This window comes from Desulfopila sp. IMCC35006 (assembly GCF_005116645.1).
In the GTDB taxonomy this organism is placed as follows: domain Bacteria; phylum Desulfobacterota; class Desulfobulbia; order Desulfobulbales; family Desulfocapsaceae; genus Desulforhopalus_A.
Genome location: NZ_SWCM01000001.1, coordinates 53393 through 72889 on the forward strand (window position 1 = coordinate 53393; position 19497 = coordinate 72889).

General features: G+C 47.5%; 18 protein-coding genes, 1 tRNA gene and 1 pseudogene. 4 read left to right on the top strand and 16 right to left on the bottom strand.

Annotated features, from left to right (window positions below):
• Positions 1–132: 132 nt before the first annotated feature.
• The 4 genes from FCL47_RS00230 (at position 133) to FCL47_RS00245 (ending at position 5127) form a co-directional block, all read left to right on the top strand.
• On the top strand, positions 133–894 hold the full coding sequence (locus FCL47_RS00230; RefSeq protein ID WP_136811361.1) for an AAA family ATPase: 762 nt from the start codon (positions 133–135) through the stop codon (positions 892–894).
• Between the two features lie 189 nt (positions 895–1083).
• Positions 1084–1749, top strand: a complete 666-nt coding sequence (locus tag FCL47_RS00235; protein WP_136811363.1) for a phosphohydrolase — start codon at positions 1084–1086, stop codon at positions 1747–1749.
• Positions 1750–2035: 286 nt separating this feature from the next.
• Positions 2036–3418, top strand: coding sequence for a sigma-54 dependent transcriptional regulator (locus tag FCL47_RS00240; protein ID WP_136811364.1), 1383 nt, complete (start codon positions 2036–2038; stop codon positions 3416–3418).
• A gap of 5 nt (positions 3419–3423) precedes the next feature.
• The gene (locus FCL47_RS00245; protein ID WP_136811366.1) at positions 3424–5127 is read left to right on the top strand and encodes a nitrogen regulation protein NR(II); all 1704 of its coding nucleotides are present in this window, start codon (positions 3424–3426) and stop codon (positions 5125–5127) included.
• Positions 5128–5179: 52 nt separating this feature from the next.
• On the opposite strand, the gene FCL47_RS00250 is transcribed toward FCL47_RS00245, so the two are convergent.
• The 16 genes and pseudogenes from FCL47_RS00250 to serA form a co-directional block, all read right to left on the bottom strand.
• Positions 5180–5818: a hypothetical protein gene (locus tag FCL47_RS00250; protein WP_136811368.1), complete on the bottom strand. Its 639-nt coding sequence runs from the start codon at positions 5816–5818 to the stop codon at positions 5180–5182.
• A 2-nt stretch (positions 5819–5820) separates the two neighbouring features.
• The gene (murA, locus tag FCL47_RS00255; RefSeq protein WP_136811370.1) at positions 5821–7101 is read right to left on the bottom strand and encodes a UDP-N-acetylglucosamine 1-carboxyvinyltransferase; all 1281 of its coding nucleotides are present in this window, start codon (positions 7099–7101) and stop codon (positions 5821–5823) included.
• Between the two features lie 19 nt (positions 7102–7120).
• A complete protein-coding gene (gene prmC, locus FCL47_RS00260) occupies positions 7121–7993 on the bottom strand; it encodes a peptide chain release factor N(5)-glutamine methyltransferase (RefSeq protein ID WP_136811372.1) in 873 nt (290 codons plus the stop codon).
• 67 nt (positions 7994–8060) lie between these two features.
• Positions 8061–9131 (bottom strand): peptide chain release factor 1, encoded by a 1071-nt coding sequence (prfA, locus tag FCL47_RS00265; RefSeq protein WP_136811374.1) that lies wholly within the window; start codon positions 9129–9131, stop codon positions 8061–8063.
• 129 nt (positions 9132–9260) lie between these two features.
• Entirely contained in the window at positions 9261–9488 is a 228-nt protein-coding gene (rpmE, locus tag FCL47_RS00270; RefSeq protein WP_136811375.1) for a 50S ribosomal protein L31, read from the bottom strand.
• 194 nt (positions 9489–9682) lie between these two features.
• Complete coding sequence (rho, locus tag FCL47_RS00275) at positions 9683–10933, bottom strand: transcription termination factor Rho (protein WP_136811377.1); 1251 nt, start codon at positions 10931–10933, stop codon at positions 9683–9685.
• A gap of 564 nt (positions 10934–11497) precedes the next feature.
• A complete protein-coding gene (gene coaE, locus FCL47_RS00280; RefSeq protein WP_136811379.1) occupies positions 11498–12100 on the bottom strand; it encodes a dephospho-CoA kinase in 603 nt (200 codons plus the stop codon).
• Positions 12097–13074, bottom strand: a complete 978-nt coding sequence (locus FCL47_RS00285; protein ID WP_136811381.1) for an RluA family pseudouridine synthase — start codon at positions 13072–13074, stop codon at positions 12097–12099. The genes coaE and FCL47_RS00285 overlap by 4 nt, the downstream gene beginning before the upstream one ends.
• 55 nt (positions 13075–13129) lie before the next feature.
• Positions 13130–13609 carry a CarD family transcriptional regulator gene (locus FCL47_RS00290; RefSeq protein ID WP_240744084.1) on the bottom strand — a complete coding sequence of 160 codons (480 nt, stop codon included), beginning with the start codon at positions 13607–13609 and terminating at the stop codon, positions 13130–13132.
• A gap of 292 nt (positions 13610–13901) precedes the next feature.
• Positions 13902–14495, bottom strand: a complete 594-nt coding sequence (gene pth, locus FCL47_RS00295) for an aminoacyl-tRNA hydrolase (protein ID WP_136811382.1) — start codon at positions 14493–14495, stop codon at positions 13902–13904.
• A 157-nt stretch (positions 14496–14652) separates the two neighbouring features.
• Positions 14653–15258 (bottom strand): 50S ribosomal protein L25, encoded by a 606-nt coding sequence (locus FCL47_RS00300; protein WP_136811384.1) that lies wholly within the window; start codon positions 15256–15258, stop codon positions 14653–14655.
• Between the two features lie 104 nt (positions 15259–15362).
• Entirely contained in the window at positions 15363–16301 is a 939-nt protein-coding gene (locus tag FCL47_RS00305; protein WP_136811386.1) for a ribose-phosphate pyrophosphokinase, read from the bottom strand.
• A 42-nt stretch (positions 16302–16343) separates the two neighbouring features.
• Positions 16344–16418, bottom strand: a tRNA-Gln gene (locus FCL47_RS00310).
• Positions 16419–16516: 98 nt separating this feature from the next.
• A pseudogene (ispE, locus tag FCL47_RS25510) lies at positions 16517–17302 on the bottom strand (4-(cytidine 5'-diphospho)-2-C-methyl-D-erythritol kinase); the annotation flags it as partial.
• 25 nt (positions 17303–17327) lie between these two features.
• Positions 17328–17657 carry a DUF1844 domain-containing protein gene (locus tag FCL47_RS00320; RefSeq protein ID WP_136811388.1) on the bottom strand — a complete coding sequence of 110 codons (330 nt, stop codon included), beginning with the start codon at positions 17655–17657 and terminating at the stop codon, positions 17328–17330.
• Between the two features lie 30 nt (positions 17658–17687).
• Positions 17688–19280: a phosphoglycerate dehydrogenase gene (gene serA / locus FCL47_RS00325; protein ID WP_136811389.1), complete on the bottom strand. Its 1593-nt coding sequence runs from the start codon at positions 19278–19280 to the stop codon at positions 17688–17690.
• Between the last annotated feature and the right edge of the window lie 217 nt (positions 19281–19497).

Below are 19497 nucleotides of genomic sequence, written 5' to 3' on the forward strand. Positions count from 1 at the left end.
GCGTGACGAGGTGGTTTTTTCTTTTTTTTTCTCTGAAAATGTTTACTATTACCCGGGAGTTAAAATAAAGGTCTAATGTAGCCCACTACAAGTAAATTTTTATTTGCTTGGTACTTTTATCTGGAGATTTGTATGAGCAAGATTATCGCATTTGCTGGAAAAGGCGGCGTCGGCAAAACCACCGTTGCATCACTGGTTGTTCGTTACCTCGGTGCGGCGGGGAAAGCACCAATTCTCGCCGTCGATGCCGATCCAAACAGCAATCTCGGAGAAACGATGGGATTGGAAGTCCCCAGCACTATTGGAGATATTCGTGAAAACTACATGAGAGACCCGCAGGGAATTCCCTCCGGAATGGATAAGGTGAACTATCTTGAACTTCTGATCGAGCAGGCGCTTATCGAAAGACCTCAATTCGATCTTCTGGTTATGGGACGGCAGGAAGGACAGGGCTGTTATTGCATGGTCAATAACATCCTTAATAATTTCACCGACAAATTGAGTGCCCATTATAAATATATGGTCGTCGACAACGAAGCCGGTATGGAGCACCTGAGCCGACGCACCAGCGGCGAGGTGGACATGCTGTATCTCGTCACCGACTACTCCCTGCGAGGGTTGCGGGCAGTTCGGAGAATAAACGACATGCTGCAAAGCTTAAAGCTCGATGTCAAGAATACTGCAATTATCGTCACCCGGGGTCCGGAAAAACTCGGGGATGCTTTTCTCGCTGAAGTTGCCGAGATAGGACTGCCCGTCGCCGCCGTCATTCCCAATGATCCGGCACTGCTTGAATTTGATATGGAACGTCGATCCCTGCTGGAATTGCCCGATACTGCTCTCTCTGTCGCCGCAGTGCAGGAATTGATGGAACAACATTGTCCTGTCATGTGATATTTTCCTGCTTCTTCGTGGAAGGGAAATATGGCGTCCGCTGTATTTCCCTTTTTTTTTCTAAAAAATCAATTCTTGACCTAGGTCAAAGGCATTTCCATAGTATCCAGGTACACTTTTTCCATCAGAAACTTTTACGTGGGGAAACTGCGAGCGACGGTTGGCAACAAAAGTTAAAGGAGAGTTGGTATGAAATGCCCGGGCCAGGATACGAAATACTGGAAAGATGATGCAATATTTGAAGTTGCTTGTCCCAAATGCGGTACGGCGATTGAATTTTATAAAGATGACACCACCAGAAAATGCGGACATTGCGACCATCGCCTGGTCAATCCGAAGATGGATTTCGGTTGTGCATCCTATTGCCAGTTTGCCGAACAGTGCATGGGCACCCTGCCTGAAGAATTTATGGGATCGCGAGAAGATCTTTTGAAGGATAAAGTCGCCGTGGCTATGAAACGGTTCTTCCAGACTGATTTTAAAAGCATCCGTAAAGCCACCAGCGCTGCCAGGCACGCAGAGAATATCGGAAAAGCAGAAGGTGGAAATCTTGCGGTCATTCTCTGTGTTGTCTATCTCCACGGTACAGGATTAGAAAATGCTCGTGCTATCCTGCATCAGGTCGGGGCGAGCGAACCCCTGATCCAGGAGATCTGCCAGATTCTGGGAACCCAGACCGAACTGGCCCAGGATGCACCATTAACCGCCAGAATTGTTCACGACGCAGTCATGCTGCAACAACTCCAGAACGACCTTAAGAAGGGACGTATTGCCGTCGAAACCGCACAGAAACAGCTCCAGGAAAAACTGTACACCCAGGCAGCCAGGACCATTGCTGTGGACTGCATCCAATAAAGATCTCACCTCCCCCTCCTGGGCATTCCAACCGGCATCAACAGCAGATGCCTGTTCCATAAGATACTTGCAAAGTCTCCTGGCTGAACTGTAAAGGATTGTCGCAGACAACTGCAGCAATCTTTTGCAGCTGCATGCGTTTTCCACCGGTACTTTTTTATCAACGCCTTGTCTCTTCCCGCTATTTAAGATATTATCAGAATATATCTTGATAAGTTAAATGGGCAGAGAAGAGATCCGCCGCAACACCTGACTTACATTCACCTCCATATTTTCAAAGGTGGCCATGGCCTCAGTATTAATTGTTGACGATGAACGCAGCATGCGTGATTTCCTGAAAATTCTTCTTGAAAAAGAAGGCCATCAGGTGACAACTGCGGACAGTGGCACGCGTGCTCTGGAAACGTTAAGCAAACTGGCAGTGGATGTCATTGTCAGTGATATCCGCATGCCCGGCATGACCGGCATCGAACTGCTGGAAACGGTCAAGGAACACACACCTGAGTTGCCGGTAATTATGATTACGGCCTTCGCCTCGCCCGACGATGCGGTGCTGGCCATGAAAAACGGGGCCTTTGACTACATCAGCAAGCCTTTCAATGTCGATGAAATTAAATCCGTCATCGAGTCGGCAACAAATAAAAACCTCAGCACCCAAAAAAACCAGGAACTCAGCACAACATTTCCAGAAATTATCGGCAAGAGTCGGGAAATGTTGAAGATATTTGACATGATCAGACGGGTTGCGCCCACGCCGGCCAATGTGCTTATCTATGGCGAGTCGGGAACCGGTAAAGAACTTGTCGCCCAGGCCATCCACGAGCACAGTAAAGTGGCCTCGCAGAATTTTGTCCCTATAACCTGCAGCGCCATCCCTGAAGATCTGATGGAGAGCGAACTGTTCGGCCATGTAAAAGGAGCTTTCACCGGCGCCATTAACGATAAATCCGGTCTTTTTAACGAAGCGGATAACGGCACGGCTTTTCTTGATGAAATCGGGGAATTGACACCCATAATTCAGACAAAACTCTTGCGCGTGCTGCAGGAAAGGGAAATTAAACCGGTGGGCGGAACCCGGACAAAAAGCATCAATGTCCGCATCATTGCCGCGACCAACAAAATTCTTGAAGATGAAATCAGAGCCGGCAGGTTCAGGGAGGATCTCTTTTACCGACTGGCGGTTGTTCCCCTGCGTGTGCCATCTCTCCGGGAAAGAAAAGACGACGTCCCGCTTCTGGTCGACCATTTTCTCAAAAAGTATTCCCGCCGTCTGGGCAAACAAATTCAGGAGATGTCCTCGTATGCCATGCAGGTGCTGATGAATTACAATTTTCCAGGGAACGTCCGTGAACTGGAAAATATCATTGAACGTGGCGTGGCTCTGGAGAACTCCAATATAATTCTTCCGGAAAGTCTGTCCTTTGCAGGCGGCATGAAGCAATCGCAATCGGAAACTCCTCTGCATCCCGCCAATTCTCTTATGCAGGCAGCCGAAAGTGAAGAAGAGCTGTATGATCTCGGCATTGAAAGAGTTATCGCCAATCTCGAGAAACGCCTTATTTCCCACACCCTCACCAAAACCAACAATTCGAAGATGAAGGCAGCAGAAATGCTGCAGATCAGTTTTCGATCGCTGCGCTATAAAGTAAAAAAATATGGTTTAAGCTGATTCCTATGGATTTTTCCACTCTGTTAGACCGCGCCAGAAATACCATCAGTACCAATCAATTGCTCAGAAACCAGCTGCTCTGGATGCTGCTGCTGCGGATAATCTTATATACGTCGCTGATGGCTCTGAGTTATATGTTTACAGGTACTCAGATAGAGATCATCGTTCTGCCTGCGAATCTATTTATTCTGCTCCTGCTGGTCGTGTACCTGACCACAATTGTTTCGGCTTTCTGGCTCCTTATTTATCAAGGCAGCCTGCGTAAGTTTGGCTTTATCCAGACCCTCATCGATACCGGATTCGCCGCGCTGCTCGTCTTTTTTTCCGGTTCTTCGAGTTCGATTTTCAGCTCTGTATTCTTTTTCCCTATTGTCGCCGGAGGACTGATTCTGCCAAGAAAAGGAGGGCTTATTGCTGCAGCTGCTGCCACACTTTTGTTCGGGGCAATCCTCTTTCTGGAGAGATACGGGTTGTATCCCGCATATCTCGTCGAATACCTGCAGCACTCGACGTCCTCTCCCTTGGTAATCCTCAACAGTTTTTCAGTACACGGCCTGACATTTTTCCTGGCGGCAATATTGAGTGCCTTATTCGGCAAGCGTCTTCTTAAAACCGAGCATGCGCTGAGTGATTCGTTGAAAAATTTCGATCGACTGGCCATTCTCTACAAACAGATATTCGACAATATTTCCACGGGAATAGTCACTATTGACGGACAGGGAATCATCACCTCCGCCAATGCTGCCGTCGAAAAAATAATTGGCAGCAGTAACAGTCCGCTGACGCTTATCGGACAAAACCTGGCTGACATTTTTCCGCGAATCGAATTGACCAGGGAAAACCAGAGACTGACAACCGATTTTCAAAAAGATGATGGCTGTACCGTTCGCATAGGCTATGCCCATATGGTCATCCAGGGAACCGAGAAAGAACAACTGGCCGCAGAACCGCCGCATAAGATTATAACCCTGCGAGATATCAGTGATATAGAAAAGCTGGAACAGCAGGTTCGACAAACAGAAAAACTTGCGGCGATTGGGATGATGAGCGCCAGTATCGCCCATGATTTTCGCAATCCACTCACCGCTATATCCGGATCGGCCCAGGTTTTGGCGAAAGAATTTTCGGCTGAGGGGGCGAAGAGTTATGCAAATTTTCAACTCACGAATATCATTCAAAGGGAGTCAAATCGGCTGATCACCACCATTGCAGATTTCTTGCGTTTTTCACGGCCGGAACATTGTCACTGCAACTGGTTTTCGCTCCGCAGTTGCCTTGATGAAGTCATGCAGGTCCTGCGAGCCGACCCAGCCTGGCCGAATTCGGCAAAAATCATTCTCGATTTCAAGGGAACCGTAGATATATGGGCAGACGAAAAACAAATGTTTACTGTTTTTAACCATCTTATCCAAAATGGTCTGGCTTTCTGCCCGGAAGGGAAACAGCGTATCGTCGTGACAGCCAATGAAGTGAGAACAACGGACGACCAAGAGGCCATTGAAATCTCAATTAAAGATAACGGACCCGGACTGGATGAAAGCAAAAAAGGCCAGATATTCGAGCCATTTTTCACTACTCGTGCCGACGGAACCGGGCTGGGACTGGCTATTGTAAAGCAGACCATTGAAGAACATCACGGCACCCTGACGGTGCAAAATGGTGCCGCAGGGGGAGCAATATTCACGCTTCAGCTGCCTCTGCCACAATAGGGGGAGATGCGACAGCACGCAACGGCAAAATTGCTGGTAAAAAGGCGGTTTGTTAATTTATCTTTCTTGCCGCAACCTGCAGAAATGGAGCGTCATCGCCAATCCTGAACTGTTCACTCTTGATATAAATCCTGCCGGTTCCCTCTGGATCGACGGCCATAATTTTACCGCCAATCCAGACTTTCTGGCCGGTTTTCAAGTCATGAAGCTCCGGGTAAAGACGCAGGTCTATCTCACTTTCGATGACCACGCCGAAACCATTTTCCGACACATCCAGGACTATACTCCTTCGTCCGTCTTGGGTTTCCCGGATGGTAAAAAAGTATGCCGGCCACAACACCGGCATCTGCTTTATTTTCTCATCGATTACATCCGCCTTCAAATGCTCCATCGATGCCAATTTCTGCAGGAGTTCTTCAGGAGACGGCTTGAGAAAATACGCGGTGGTTTCTGGAGCTGCAGCCCTCCCGGGTTGCGCTTCCTTTGGCCCTTTTTCCCGCCGGCTGGTTTTCAGTTCAACACTTACTGATCCGGCCGCAGTTGGCTGAGGTTCTTTGTCCTGCTTGTTACTCTTCTGCAGATACATTCCGCCTCCTATAAAAATAACGAAGGCGATCCCCAGTCCAGCAAGAGCAAATCTCTCTTTATATTTTTTGATGAATTGTATTAAAGAAAGAAGTTTGTTACGCATTTCTATTCCTGTTCTTTCCAGACTTTTGCCCCCAGGCCGGTAAGTTTGTCAACCAGGTCTTCATAGCCGCGCTCCAGATGATAAATACGGGAAATTTCTGTTCGGCCAGAAGCGGCAAGACCGGCAATAACCAGGGAAGAACTGGCACGAAGGTCGGTCGCCATCACCGGTGCACCTTTCATACCGTCTATTCCTCCACCGGTGACAACGGCAAAGTGTCCATCAACCCTGATCCGTGCTCCCATACGATGCAGCTCGGCCACGTGCATAAACCGGTTTTCGAAAATCGTTTCATTAATAACGCAGGTGTCTGAACTGAGTGTCATAAGGGCCATGAATTGCGCCTGCAGATCTGTCGGATATCCCGGATATGGCATGGTCTTTATATCAACATTGCCGATGACCCGCCGCTTATCCGCTCTCTCAGGCCAGCCAACGGCAATGGTTGTCTCGGTTTCGGTAATTATCAGGCCGACAGCCCGAAGTTTTTCCAGAAGCGATGGCAGGTGAGCAGGGTTACAATTGGTTACCGTACCGGTGCCTCCGGTCGCTGCAATGGCAATAAGATAGGTGCCCGTTTCAATTCGATCCGGAATTATTGAACAATCGGCAGGAATGAGATTTTTCACACCATGAATCGTCAGCCTGTCAGTGTCTTTTCCCTCAATCCTTGCTCCCATACCGTTGAGCATATCGATAAGATTACCGATCTCCGGCTCTCGTGCGGCATTTTTTAAAACCGTGGTGCCTTCAGCCAACACCGCAGCCATGAGAAGATTCTCGGTACCGGTCACCGAAGGGACATCAAAGTAAATGACATTACCGCGCAGGGGGCCGTCTATTCTGGCATCGACATAGCCACCTTCCAGGGTGCAGGTCACTCCAAGACGCTCAAGGCCCATAATATGAAAATTGATAGGTCGAGCGCCGATTGCACAGCCCCCGGGCAGGGAAACCTTGGCTCTGCCAAACCTGGCCATCAGCGGCCCCAGAACAAGCACCGACGCCCGCATCGTTTTTACCAGGTCATACGGTGCTTCAGTATGATCAAGGTGGGTGGTGTCCAACATCAGAACGTCACCGGTTCTCTCACTCTTCACCCCGAAATTTTCCATGAGACGGACGAAAGTACGAGTATCCCGCAAATTAGGCATATTGCGCAGAAAATGTCTTCCGGGAGCGAGTAATGTAGCAGCCATAAGCGGCAAGGCTGCATTTTTGGCACCACTTATTTTTACTTCGCCATACAGTGGTTTTCCGCCTTCAATAATTAGTTTTTCCATTGTCTACAACCAACTCCTGTCATTGTCCAAGCCGCACATGAACAACTCGCTCACGTCCGGCATAATCGACCAGTATTTCAACCTGTTGATAACATCTTCCACCGACAACATCTTCTGAAAAAAACTTTTTTATCTCAGCTCCCTGGTCCGCACCAATTTCGATAAAACATTGTCCCCCCGGACAGAGAACCGTTGGTAGTGCATCTCGAATTTGTTGTATTAATTCAAGCCCTCGTACACCGCCATCAAGGGCTAGATGCGGCTCATGTCCAGCAACTTCAGGCATTAACGAATGTCTCACATCAAAACTACTGATATAAGGAGGGTTAGCGACGATCAAGGAAAATGTTGCACCTGCAGAGAACGGGGCGAGAAGATGTCCCTGCACGGGCAAAACCTGTGACTCGAGACGGTGCCGGCGGGCATTTTTTCTGGTCATATGAAGAGCCTTAAACGAGATGTCGGAAGCGATTATCTTTTTGCCGGATTCTTTGGCCAGGATGGTGGCTATAACTCCGCTGCCACAGCAGAGATCGAGAATATGCCCTTTTTGAAAATTTTCAGTATCGGCAAGCGCAAAAACCCGGTCCAGCAAAAACTCGGTCTCAGGTCGAGGGATCAGGACATCCGGAGTCACATGAAAAGGTAAAGACCAGAATTCCTGTTCACCCAGGATATAGGCCAGCGGTTCTCTTTTTTTCCGGCGTTCCAGCAGCGACAGATAGTTCTCACAAATTGCCGGATCCACCTCGCAAGCTCCATCGAGAAAAATCCCGGCTCTTGTTTTTGCCGTGCAGTATTCTAACAGCAGCCGTGCATCCAGTTCATATTCCGTTACTCCGGCAAGCTCTAATTCTGTTTGTCCATGATGAAGGAGTTCCAGCAGGCGCATCTCATTGCCAAGATAAAAATTTACAACTGACCGGGCAGTTGAACAGGGAGCTGTATCTGTGGATCATTTACTGTATATCTTTTAGCTTTTCTGCCTGATCATGGGCAATGAGAGGATAGATAACGTCTTCCAGCTTACCGCCCATGATCGCATCGAGTTTATAGAGGGTGAGGTTGATCCGATGATCAGTCATCCGTCCCTGAGGAAAGTTATACGTACGAATCCGTTCACTCCGGTCGCCACTGCCGATCTGGCTTTTTCTATTTTGGGAAATTTTATCATGGCGCTCTTGTTCCAGCTTGTCAAGCAGCCGCGCACGGAGCACAGTCAGGGCCTTGGCCTTATTTTTGTGCTGTGATTTTTCATCCTGGCAGATAACCACCATTCCCGTCGGAAGATGCGTTACCCGTACAGCAGAATCCGTGGTATTGACTGACTGGCCACCAGGCCCGGAAGAACGAAAAACATCGAATTTCAGTTCATGCATATCGATTTTCAAATCGACTTCGTCCGCTTCAGGCAATATCGCAACGGTGACAGCCGAGGTATGAATCCGTCCCTGGGTTTCTGTCTCCGGGACTCTTTGCACCCGATGTGCGCCACTTTCGTATTTAAGTTTTGAGTAAACCTGATCTCCGGTTATCAGCGCAATTATCTCTTTAAATCCGCCAATATCCATAGGATTTGAACTCATAACTTCAACCCGCCAGCCCATATCTTCGGCAAAGCGACTGTACATCCGAAAGAGATCACCGACAAAAAGAGCAGCTTCATCTCCGCCAGTACCGGCCCGAATTTCTAAAAAAGTGTTTCTTTCGTCGTTCGGATCCTTGGGAAGCAGGATGATCTTCATCTCCTGATCAAGCTTTTTCTCCTTGGCAGACAGCTCCTCAAGTTCAGCTTTAGCGAGTTCTTTTAGATCCGGATCCTCCTCTTCATCATGGAGTATCTGTCTGTTTTCTTCGATCTCTTCCTGAACTTTGATGTATTCCAGATATTTTTTGTTCAGTTTAACGAGATTAGCATGTTCCCGAACAACTTTCTGATATTCCTTCTGATCTTTAACCAGGTGAGGATCAGACAACCTGCCTTCAAGATGAGATATTTTATCGTCAAGATCAGCAAATTTTTCAAACATAGCATTCAACCAGAAGAACAAGAGAGAAAAATAAAAAGGTCCACAACCATGTCAAGCATCGTTGTGGACCGAGTGGGGTGAAACTGTTTCTGCCGTCAGCAATACTCACCGACCAAGGCAATGTTGGAATTAAGATTTACCCTTCTCTACAGCGGCAAAATGTTTCGCATAACGCTGTTTGTACTTCTCGATACGACCGGCTGAATCGATAAGCTTCTGCTTACCGGTAAAAAACGGATGGCAGGCGGAACAGATCTCAACTTTCATCTCTTCCATTACCGATCCCATTTCCACTTCATTGCCACAAGCACATACAGCCTTAATTTTATGATATTCCGGATGGATACCTTCTTTCATAGCTTTTATACCTCCAACTCGCCGATACGGGCGATGATCAATTAATATACATTTTTCCAATATTTTCAGAACACAGGGGAAACAGATTACTCAAAATACGGATTTTTTTCAACAGTTAATAAATAGGCGGACACAAGTGATCTCCACACTAACACGCGCGATTTATGTCCTTTGACAAGTCATTACCGGTGCCGTCATCCGTTCATTGAGTCAAGAAAATCATCGTTGGTTTTCTGGTGCTTAAGCTTATCGATCAGAAAATCCATACAATCGGCTGGATTCATGGAATTAAGAAGTTTTCTGAGTATCCAGATCCGATTGAGGGTCTCTGGTTTCATCAACAGATCTTCTTTTCTGGTACCGGAACGTTTCAGATCAATGGCGGGGAAAATTCGTTTATCGGCCATCTTACGATCAAGAACAAGCTCCATATTACCTGTTCCTTTAAATTCCTCAAAAATTACTTCATCCATACGACTGCCAGTTTCGATAAGCGCAGTTGCCAGAATAGTCAGGCTGCCGCCTTCTTCAATATTTCTTGCCGCACCAAAGAAACGCTTGGGCCGATGCAGGGCATTGGCCTCGACACCACCGGAAAGAATTTTACCACTGGCTGGAGTCACGGTGTTATAGGCCCTTGCAAGCCGGGTAATACTGTCGAGGAGGATAACAACATCTTTTTTATGTTCGACAAGTCTCTTGGCCTTTTCAATGACCATTTCAGCAACCTGAATATGGCGTTGGGGCGGTTCATCAAAAGTTGAGCTGACTACCTCGGCGGTTTTGACACTTCTGGTCATCTCCGTTACCTCTTCCGGGCGTTCATCAATCAGCAGAACAATAAGATACACCTCCTTGTGGTTGCGGACGATGGAGTTGGCAATTTTTTGCATCAGCACAGTCTTGCCGGTTCGGGGCGGAGCCACAATCAATCCTCGCTGCCCTTTGCCGATAGGGGCAAACAAATCCATAATTCGCATGGACATGTTATCGGGTTGCCACTCCAGGGTGAAAGGGACATTGGGATGCAACGGCGTCAGGTTGCCAAACAGGGTTTTTTGCTTCGCGGCATCCGGTGGGTCGAAGTTGACGCTGTCAACTTTCAACAGGGCGAAATACCTCTCCCCTTCTTTTGGTGCACGAACAAGCCCTTCAATGGTATCCCCGGTTCGAAGATTTAAGCGTCGGATTTGCGACGGCGAAACATAAATATCGTCAGGTCCCGGTAGATAGTTGTAGTCTGGAGCCCGAAGAAAACCGAAACCATCTGGTAGGATTTCCAGGACACCGCTGCCCCGCATTTTCCCATCTTTGACCGACTGAGCTTTTAAAATAGCAAAGATCAGTTCCTGTTTCCGCAATGAACTGTACCCCTCGACTTTTAAAGAACGAGCAAGCTGTACCAGTTCACCGATTTTCATCAGTTTGAGTTCCGCCAGATTCATTAACCTTCTTCTCCTTTGTGGGATTATTGGCAGGATATTAGGGAAATACCACGTGTAACTTGGACCCTATGGACGAGCCGTCCAATATTGCCGGTGTACATTATATTCAGACTGCTCTATCTATGCCTTTGGCAAGACACAGTGCCAGGGCAGAGTCAACAGCAATTCAAATCATAGCTGGTTATAAAGATATTCTTTTGAGCTTTTTCGTCGCTTAGATTAAAAAGCAGAATGGAAAATGGCCGGATCTGTGGAGAATCACACTACTGAATTCTGCAGATCTTCAGGACATTAAAATCGGAACAATCTGTTCCGAAGTAATTTTAGCAGGATCCAAAGAAACGATTAAGCAATGACAGGAATTTGAGTTTTAAAAAACATCGATTCTCTTATACGTTTTCAGATCTGTGCTGTCAAGCTTTTTAGCACCTTGCAGCGTATTCTCTACGTTTATTGCGTAAAAAACATTTTGTTTCAAGGTACTTATCTCTATAAAAATGACCTAAAAGAGTACCCCGGCTGTTTATAACCATCCCGGATCAGGAGGGCTAAAGGTATAAAAAACTACTCTGTTGAGTCCACCCTAAGCTTTTTGGACATCCATGCTATCTGGTGCACTGTACTTACAAAGGTACCAGAATTATCAACTATAAAATCGGCATAATCAAGTTTTTTCTTGATGGGAACCTGCGCATTTAAAATCTGTCTGATTTGCTCAACCGGCATCCCGTCCCGCATCACCACCCGCTGGATACAGAGTTGCTCCGGCACATAGACCACGACGCAGATATCAAATGCATCCTGCCATCCGGCCTCATAAAGCAAAGGGACTTCAACAACAAGAATCTTGCCGTGTGTAGAAGATATTCTCCCCCGAGCGGCGATTTGCCGCCGAACAATTGGATGCAGAATATTTTCAAGCCGATTCCTGATCGAAGGATATGCAAAAACCGCCTCGCGCAATTGCACGCGGTCAATAATTCCATCGCTCTGGATGTAGCGTTCATTAAAGACACGACGAAATTCGGCATACCCTTCTGTCCCGGGCAGCATCTGTTCGCGGCACAACTGATCAGCATCGATGAGTTCAGTGGCAAGATCCGCGGCAATAATCCTACTGACAGTTGATTTGCCGGTTCCCAACCCACCGGTTACCGCGATATTCACTCATTTTCCTCCACTGCAGACGCCCCCAAACCTTTTAAGATATCGGTAAAATCAGGCCAGAGTTCGGCTTTTTTATCAATGACTGCATCGGTGACGGGGTGACGAAAAACCAACCGTGATGCATGCAGCAGCTGACGGGGAAAAAGACGATTGTCTCTGCCGGATCCATACACTGTATCACCGACGACAGGACAACCGAGATGGGCCATATGGACCCGGATCTGATGCGTCCTCCCGGTCTCAATTACCACTTTTACCAGACTGCATGCAGAGTTGAATTCTTCGAGCACCTGCCAGCTACTGGCAGCGTGCTTTCCTCCGGTCTGGCGAATTGCCATTTTCTGCCGTTGCACCGGATGGCGGCCAATCGGCGCAACGAGTCGACCATTTTTTTCTTTAAGAACACCATGCACCAGCGCCAGGTATTCTTTATGTAACTGATGATTTTTAAATGAATCAACGAGCAGGCGATGGACATTTTCTGTTTTAGCAACAACCATTATACCGGAAGTATCTTTGTCAAGTCTATGGACAATTCCAGGCCGTAAGCTGTCACCAACATCGGCAATGGATCGACAATGATGCACCAATCCATTAACAAGCGTCCCATGATGATTTCCACTCCCCGGATGAACGACAAGCCCGGGAGGTTTTGAGATGATCAGCAGAGAATCATCCTCAAAAAGGACAGGAAAACTGATGTGTTCAGGCAGGACATCAATCTCTTGTTTGCCCTCAACACTACCTTGTAAGGTTTCGCTTTCTTTGAGCCGATAACTACTTTTGCGGTGCACGCCATCAACTAGAATCAATCCTTTGCGAATTGATGCAATAATCAGTGCTCTCGATGTGGAGGGAAGATGCTGGGCCAGGAACTGGTCAAGACGCATCCCTGACAGTCCAGTATCAATCGTCACCTGAAAATTCCGGTTCGACCGGCTGGATCTGCACAGAGCTGCTTCTTTGGTTTCCATACAATTACTTCTTATGCAACCGCGATAGAAAAAATCTTGGAATGATGCTGAAATTTCAGGAAAAAATTGCCTCGATAGTTTTGCTGACGCTTGCTTCTTCCGTGTCTTGCGCAAGTGAAAGTTCCTTCACTATGAGGTTTTTTGCGGTATCCAGCATTTTCCTTTCACCATAACTGAGATCCTTGTCAACACTGAGCAGGAAGAGATCACGCAGCACAATAGCCACCTCATGAACAGAACCAGTCTTGATCTTTTCCATATAATCACGGTAACGACGATTCCAGGTCTGGGTACCTAATTCTACGGAACGATCGGCCAGAATATCAAGAACAGTCCGTACCTCATTTTTACCGACGATCGCCCGCAGACCGACATTATCACTACTGGCGGTAGGAATCATAATTCTCATACTATTATCAAGAATCTCCAGGATATAAAACGACTGGTCAATCCCTCCAATAGTCTTTGTTTCAACAGCTTTAATAACTCCAACACCATGGGCCGGATACACAGCCATATCACCTTCAGTAAACACAGATCTCTCCTTTAAACACAAAACGCCTTGCACAAGGCTGAAAAAGATAAACTAGAAAAGCACAAGACAACGCAGTAATTTGCCATACAAGGGGGAAAGCGTCGGACTATAAAGGGTTGCACCTTTATTCCGGCATTTTTGATATTTTTCTGCAGCGGGTGTTATCACAAACAACCAAATTTGGGATTCAATGGAGATACTATAACACGTTTTGCACCAAATTGCCGTATTTTTTCATGGTATCGAGAGAATCAGCTGGCGAGACAAAAGAACTGCTTAACGGAGCGAGGACCTACTTGAGACTATTGAGCAGATTCATCGCTTTAGCCACTTGGCCTTGCAAAAAGAGATGAATACCGGCCGCGAAACTATCGTACCTGGATTGCAAAACCTCCAGTTCGCCGTCGGTAAAATTGCCTAAAACATATTTATCCACAGGAAAGTCTGGATGAACGTCTCCATTCCCAGGCCGGCCAATGCCTATCTTTAAACGATAAAATTCAGGGGTTCCGAGTGATTCGACAAGCGATTTTATACCATTATGTCCACCTGCCCCCCCTCCTTTAACGAGCTTGATCCTTCCCGGCGCCATATCGAGATCATCATGAACAACCAAGAGTTGGTCAGGAGTGGTTTTATAAAACCGATAAAACTGTCCCACTGCCCTGCCGCTTCTATTCATAAACGTTAATGGTTTTATGAGATGAACCTTCTCCCCACCCATTGGCAAAGACACACACTGAGCCTGCCATTTCTCCAGAAAATCCGATGCATTCCATCTTCTTGCCAATTCATCTACCACAAAAAAACCGACATTATGACGCGTACCCTGGTACTGGGCTCCAGGATTACCCAGCCCGACAATGATAAAATCTTGCTTTTCCATGAATTCGAGAGGAATCTTCGTTGTCACGAGAATATTAATGAATAAAGGTCCGGGAAATTAACATTTCCCGGACCTTTATCATTTCCGTCACCACGCATGCCGTTGCCTGAATTGTCAGGCAGGCAGGTGCTGTTCTTCGCCCGTGGGCAACCGACCGTTATTTCTTGCCGTTTTTCACGGCTTTTTCCGTTGATTCTTCAACCTTCTCACCAGGTTTGATAATCGAAATAATGACAGTTGCAGGGTCGGTGATCATCTTCACACCTTCGGGAATACTGAGGGCTGCACAGGTGAATTGCTCTCCTATCGCCAGGGGGGCGATATTGACAACACATTCATCAGGTATATCAAGAGGTTTTCCTTTGAGCACCACCTGATTGCAACCGACGATCATCTGCCCGCCCAGATCAACGCCCTTGGCCTTACCCGTAAGTCTTACCGGCACAGTAAAAGCACGGTCTTTCTGAAGATCGATTTCACAGAAGTCGACATGAATAAGCGTGTCACGAACGGGATCCGTCTGAACTTCACCGACCATAACGGTTTTTGCTGATGCACCCTCGACATTCAGGGTAACAACAGTGTTTTTACGGTAAAACTCGAGCAACTGGGCCATAAGTGTCTTCGTGTCAAGCTGGAGTCTTTGCGCCTCAGCACCTCCACCGTATACCACAGCAGGAGTCATTCCCTTCATACGCAGCTGCCGCATGGGCCCCTTACCTGAAGTATTTCTAACAGAAGCGGATATTTCGACCTGAAGCATTTTTCCTCCTTTGCTAAACAGTCGCGATTACAGTTTGACGGCGACTGAGCAGAATATGATAAATTTTAACTAATTTTAAACTATTGTAAGATACAAAACGTCGGTTACACAAAAAGCGAACTGACCGAATCTTCATTGTGTATTCTGCTGATCGCATCGGCTAGCAGCGATGAGACAGAGAGAACTTTTATCTTGTCACACGCTATGGCATCCCCCCGCAACGGTATGGAATTGGTAACGACAAGAGATTTTAAATCAGAATTGCATAACCGCTCAATGGCCGGACCGGAAAGAACCGGATGTGAGCAGCAGGCATGCACTTCTTTGGCTCCGTTTTCCAACAAGGTTTTGGCACCAGCACATAAAGTACCGGCCGTATCGACCATATCATCCATCAGGATAGCGGTTTTGCCCCGGACATCGCCGATAACATGCATCGCTTCACACTCATTCGGCTTATCCCGACGTTTATCAATAATAGCGAGTCCGGAATTCAGTCTTTTGGCAAAGGCCCTGGTCCGCTCAACACCGCCGGCGTCAGGGGAGACCATGATGACATTGTCGTCAAAGGTTTGCTGGATATACTTCAAAACGACAGGTGCGGCATAGAGATGATCCACTGGAATATTGAAAAAGCCGCCGATCTGGCCTGCGTGAAGATCCATGCAGAGAACCCTGCGCACCCCCACGACCATTAACATTTCCGCCACAACTTTCGCTGTAATCGGCACACGAGGTGCATTTTTTCTATCCTGCCGGGCGTACCCGTAATATGGCAGCACAGCGGTAATCCTGCGCGCAGACGCTCTTCGCAGCGCATCTACCATGATCACCAGTTCCATCAGATGATCATTTACCGGCGTGCAGGTCGGTTGAACGACAAAAACATCCGTTCCCCGAACATTTTCTTTTATTTCAACAAAAATTTCCCCATCGCTGAATTTTCTAACTTCTGCTTTACTCAGGGGTATTTTAAGATGAGCGGCAATCTCCTCAGCCATTATTTTGTGAGCATTGCCTGAAAATATTTTTAAATCTCGCATCGCTTTTTGATGTATTCTAATAGTCTGAAAACGTATTATTGATGGCTGGGGCGGCAGGATTCGAACCTACGAATGCCGGGATCAAAACCCGGTGCCTTACCGCTTGGCGACGCCCCAGTACACGCTCTAGATAAAAAAACCTTCTCTCCGTATTCCTGACGGAATGCACCAACAATACGTTGTAAATCTGAACCGAACGGTTTTTCTGTATCTGGAAAAACGCCAAATACAGTCGGCCCGCTCCCGGACATCAAAACCTGTGATGCACCAACGGCCAGCAGCGATCTCTTCATCCGCTCAATTTCCGGATATTGAGCATTAGTGACCTGTTCCAGGTCATTATGCATCTCCTGCAGAGAAAGAGGCACTGCCTTGTACTTTTGAAAGCATGACAATTTAGAGGTTTTCGACAGGCTTGTCAATGTTAAATTTTGAAAGACCCAGGCGGTGGAAACAAAAAAATCCGGATTCACCACCAAAAACGAACAATTACCAAGAGATTCGACCGGATACATTATATCGCCGATGCCGGTCGCAAAAACGGCATCATGGTCAACAGCAAAAAAAGGCACATCAGCCCCCAGAGGTCGAGCCAATCCTATGAGTTGTTTTTCCGAAAACTCCCGGTCAAAAATAGTATTCAGACCACGCAGCACCGCCCCTGCATCGCTGCTGCCGCCACCGAGTCCTGCAGCCACCGGGATATTTTTCTGCAGACGTATCTGCACTCCATATCCTGTGCTCTTTTTACTCGCCTGCAAAAAAGCGACAGCTGCCCGCACTGCAAGATTAGTCGCATCAGCTGGAATGGACGCATCGTCGGAAAAAAATTCCACCCCGTTACCAGGATGCAGCGCGAGCTCAATCTGGTCATACAGGTCGATCTTCTGCATCCAGGTTTCCAGGTCATGATATCCGTCTGCACGCCTGCCCAGGACTCGCAGCAACAGGTTTATTTTTGCCGGTGCCTGCACAGATATGCGTTGATTACCCAGGGCCATTTCCTCGATTTTACTGATAACAGTGCTATTTTTTTACCGCTTTTACAAAACGGATTTTAATATCGTAGAGGATGTTTTTCAGCAACTCCTCTTCATCCTTTGACAGATTTCCTTTGGTCTTATTCTGAATCAAGGCCAGAGTATCGATCGCATGTTTGGCCAGGTCGAGATCGACTATTCTTTTCCCAGTAGACGGGTCGGCGATCTCACCCAGATGATACAGCGCAGAGGTATTCAACGACATTACAAAAGCAGGAAACGTCACCTCTGGCATGACACACCGCCCCTGTTTATCGGGCACTTTACCCTCGCCACATCCACATGCATCTTCCTTTTTACTCACATTTTCGACCATAAACACACTCCCTCACTCTTTTTCCATTCCTTACAGGTTTGTCAGATCCAGCACCTGCGCTTTGGTTATATCTTGCAGGTCCTCAACCTTGGCAAGCAACTCTTTTGATACCAGTTCATTCGTACTGAGGAGAATAATGTTTTGATTACTTTCCTCTTCCCGGCCTACGGTCATCCTGGAAATATTGACGCCGGAGCGGCCCAGGGTGGTCCCCAATGCCCCAATGACTCCAGGTACATCGTTGTTGAATACCAGCAACATCGGCCCGGACGGCAAAGCTTCGAGTCGAAAAGAGTTCAAACGAACCAGGCGGGGCTCATTGCGGCCAAAGACTGTGCCAACCAGCGTATTCTCCCCTTCATTGGTTGTCACCTTTATCGCCAGGGTGTTGACAAAATCGTCAGCTTTCTCGCTTCTCGATTCAATAATGCGAATCCCCCTTTCTTTGGCGATTATCGGCGCATTAACGAAATTGACCGCATCTTTCAAGATTGGCGTAAACAGTCCTTTCAGAAAGGCCACGGTTATCGGACTGGTATTCAATTCAGCCAGTTCACCACTATATTCTATGTTGACCTCCGCCACACCTCCCTTGGCGATCTGCATATGCATGCAACCGAGCATTTCGCCAAGCTTCAGATAGGGTCCTACCTGGGCCAGGACATCGTCACTGACCGAGGGCACGTTGACCGCATTCGTCACCGACCCCTTGAGGAGATAATCGGCCATTTGCTCGGCAATAATCAGGGCAACGCTCTCCTGTGCTTCATTGGTCGAGGCGCCAAGATGCGGTGTGCAGACAAAATTGTCCAGAGCCAGAAGAGGACAATTTTCAAGACTGGTAGGTTCTTTACTGAAAACATCAAGAGCTGCACCGGCAATTTTATTATTTACCAGGGCCTCATAAAGGGCTTCCTCGTCACAGACACCTCCTCTGGCACAATCTATAAACATGGCGTCGTTTTTCATGTTCTCGAAAAAAGAGGTGGAAACGATATTTTTTGTTTCCTTGGTCAGCGGGACATGTACAGAAATATAATCTGATCTTTTCGCCAGCTCTTCCAGGCTGACCAACTCGACGCCGATTTTCTCGGCCATCTCTTTGGGCATATGCGGATCGTAGGCAATAGTCTTCATTTTCAGCCCTTGCGCCCTGCTGGCGGCGATCCCGCCAATCCGGCCGATCCCGATGACACCAAAGGTCTTACCGGTAACCTCCCGGCCCATAAACTTCTTCTTCTCCCATTTTCCCTGTTTCATGGACATACACGCCTGGGGAATATTCCTCGACAATGCCATCATCATTGAGATGGCATGTTCCGCGGCGGTCGTTGCATTGCCGTCCGGAGCGTTCATTACCACGATACCTTTCTGGCTGGCCGCAGGGACGTCGACATTATCAAGGCCGATTCCGGCCCGGCCGACAACTCTCAGTTTATGCGCCATCTCCAGAATGTCTGCGGTAACTTTAGTGGCACTGCGTATAACCAAACCGTCGTACTCGCCGATTATTTTCTTCAATTCCTCCGGGGCAAGTCCGGTATTGACATCTACCTCAAGACCCGCCTTACGCAGGACATCTACGCCAACCTGGGCCAGGTTGTCACTGATCAGTACTTTCATTTTCTTCATTTCCTCTGTAAGAACCCGTCTCGACTTTCCCCATCCAGTGGCAGGAAAAGCACCGTTATTTATCTTACGCAATACGCAACATCGATCGCATGTGTGGAACCAGAAAAAATCAGCAGGTAACAACGTTTCAGCAACGAACGAAAAACTATACATAGTTACCCTGCCGAGAACAACAAAAAAACCGTAGCTGTCCATGACCCCAAAAATG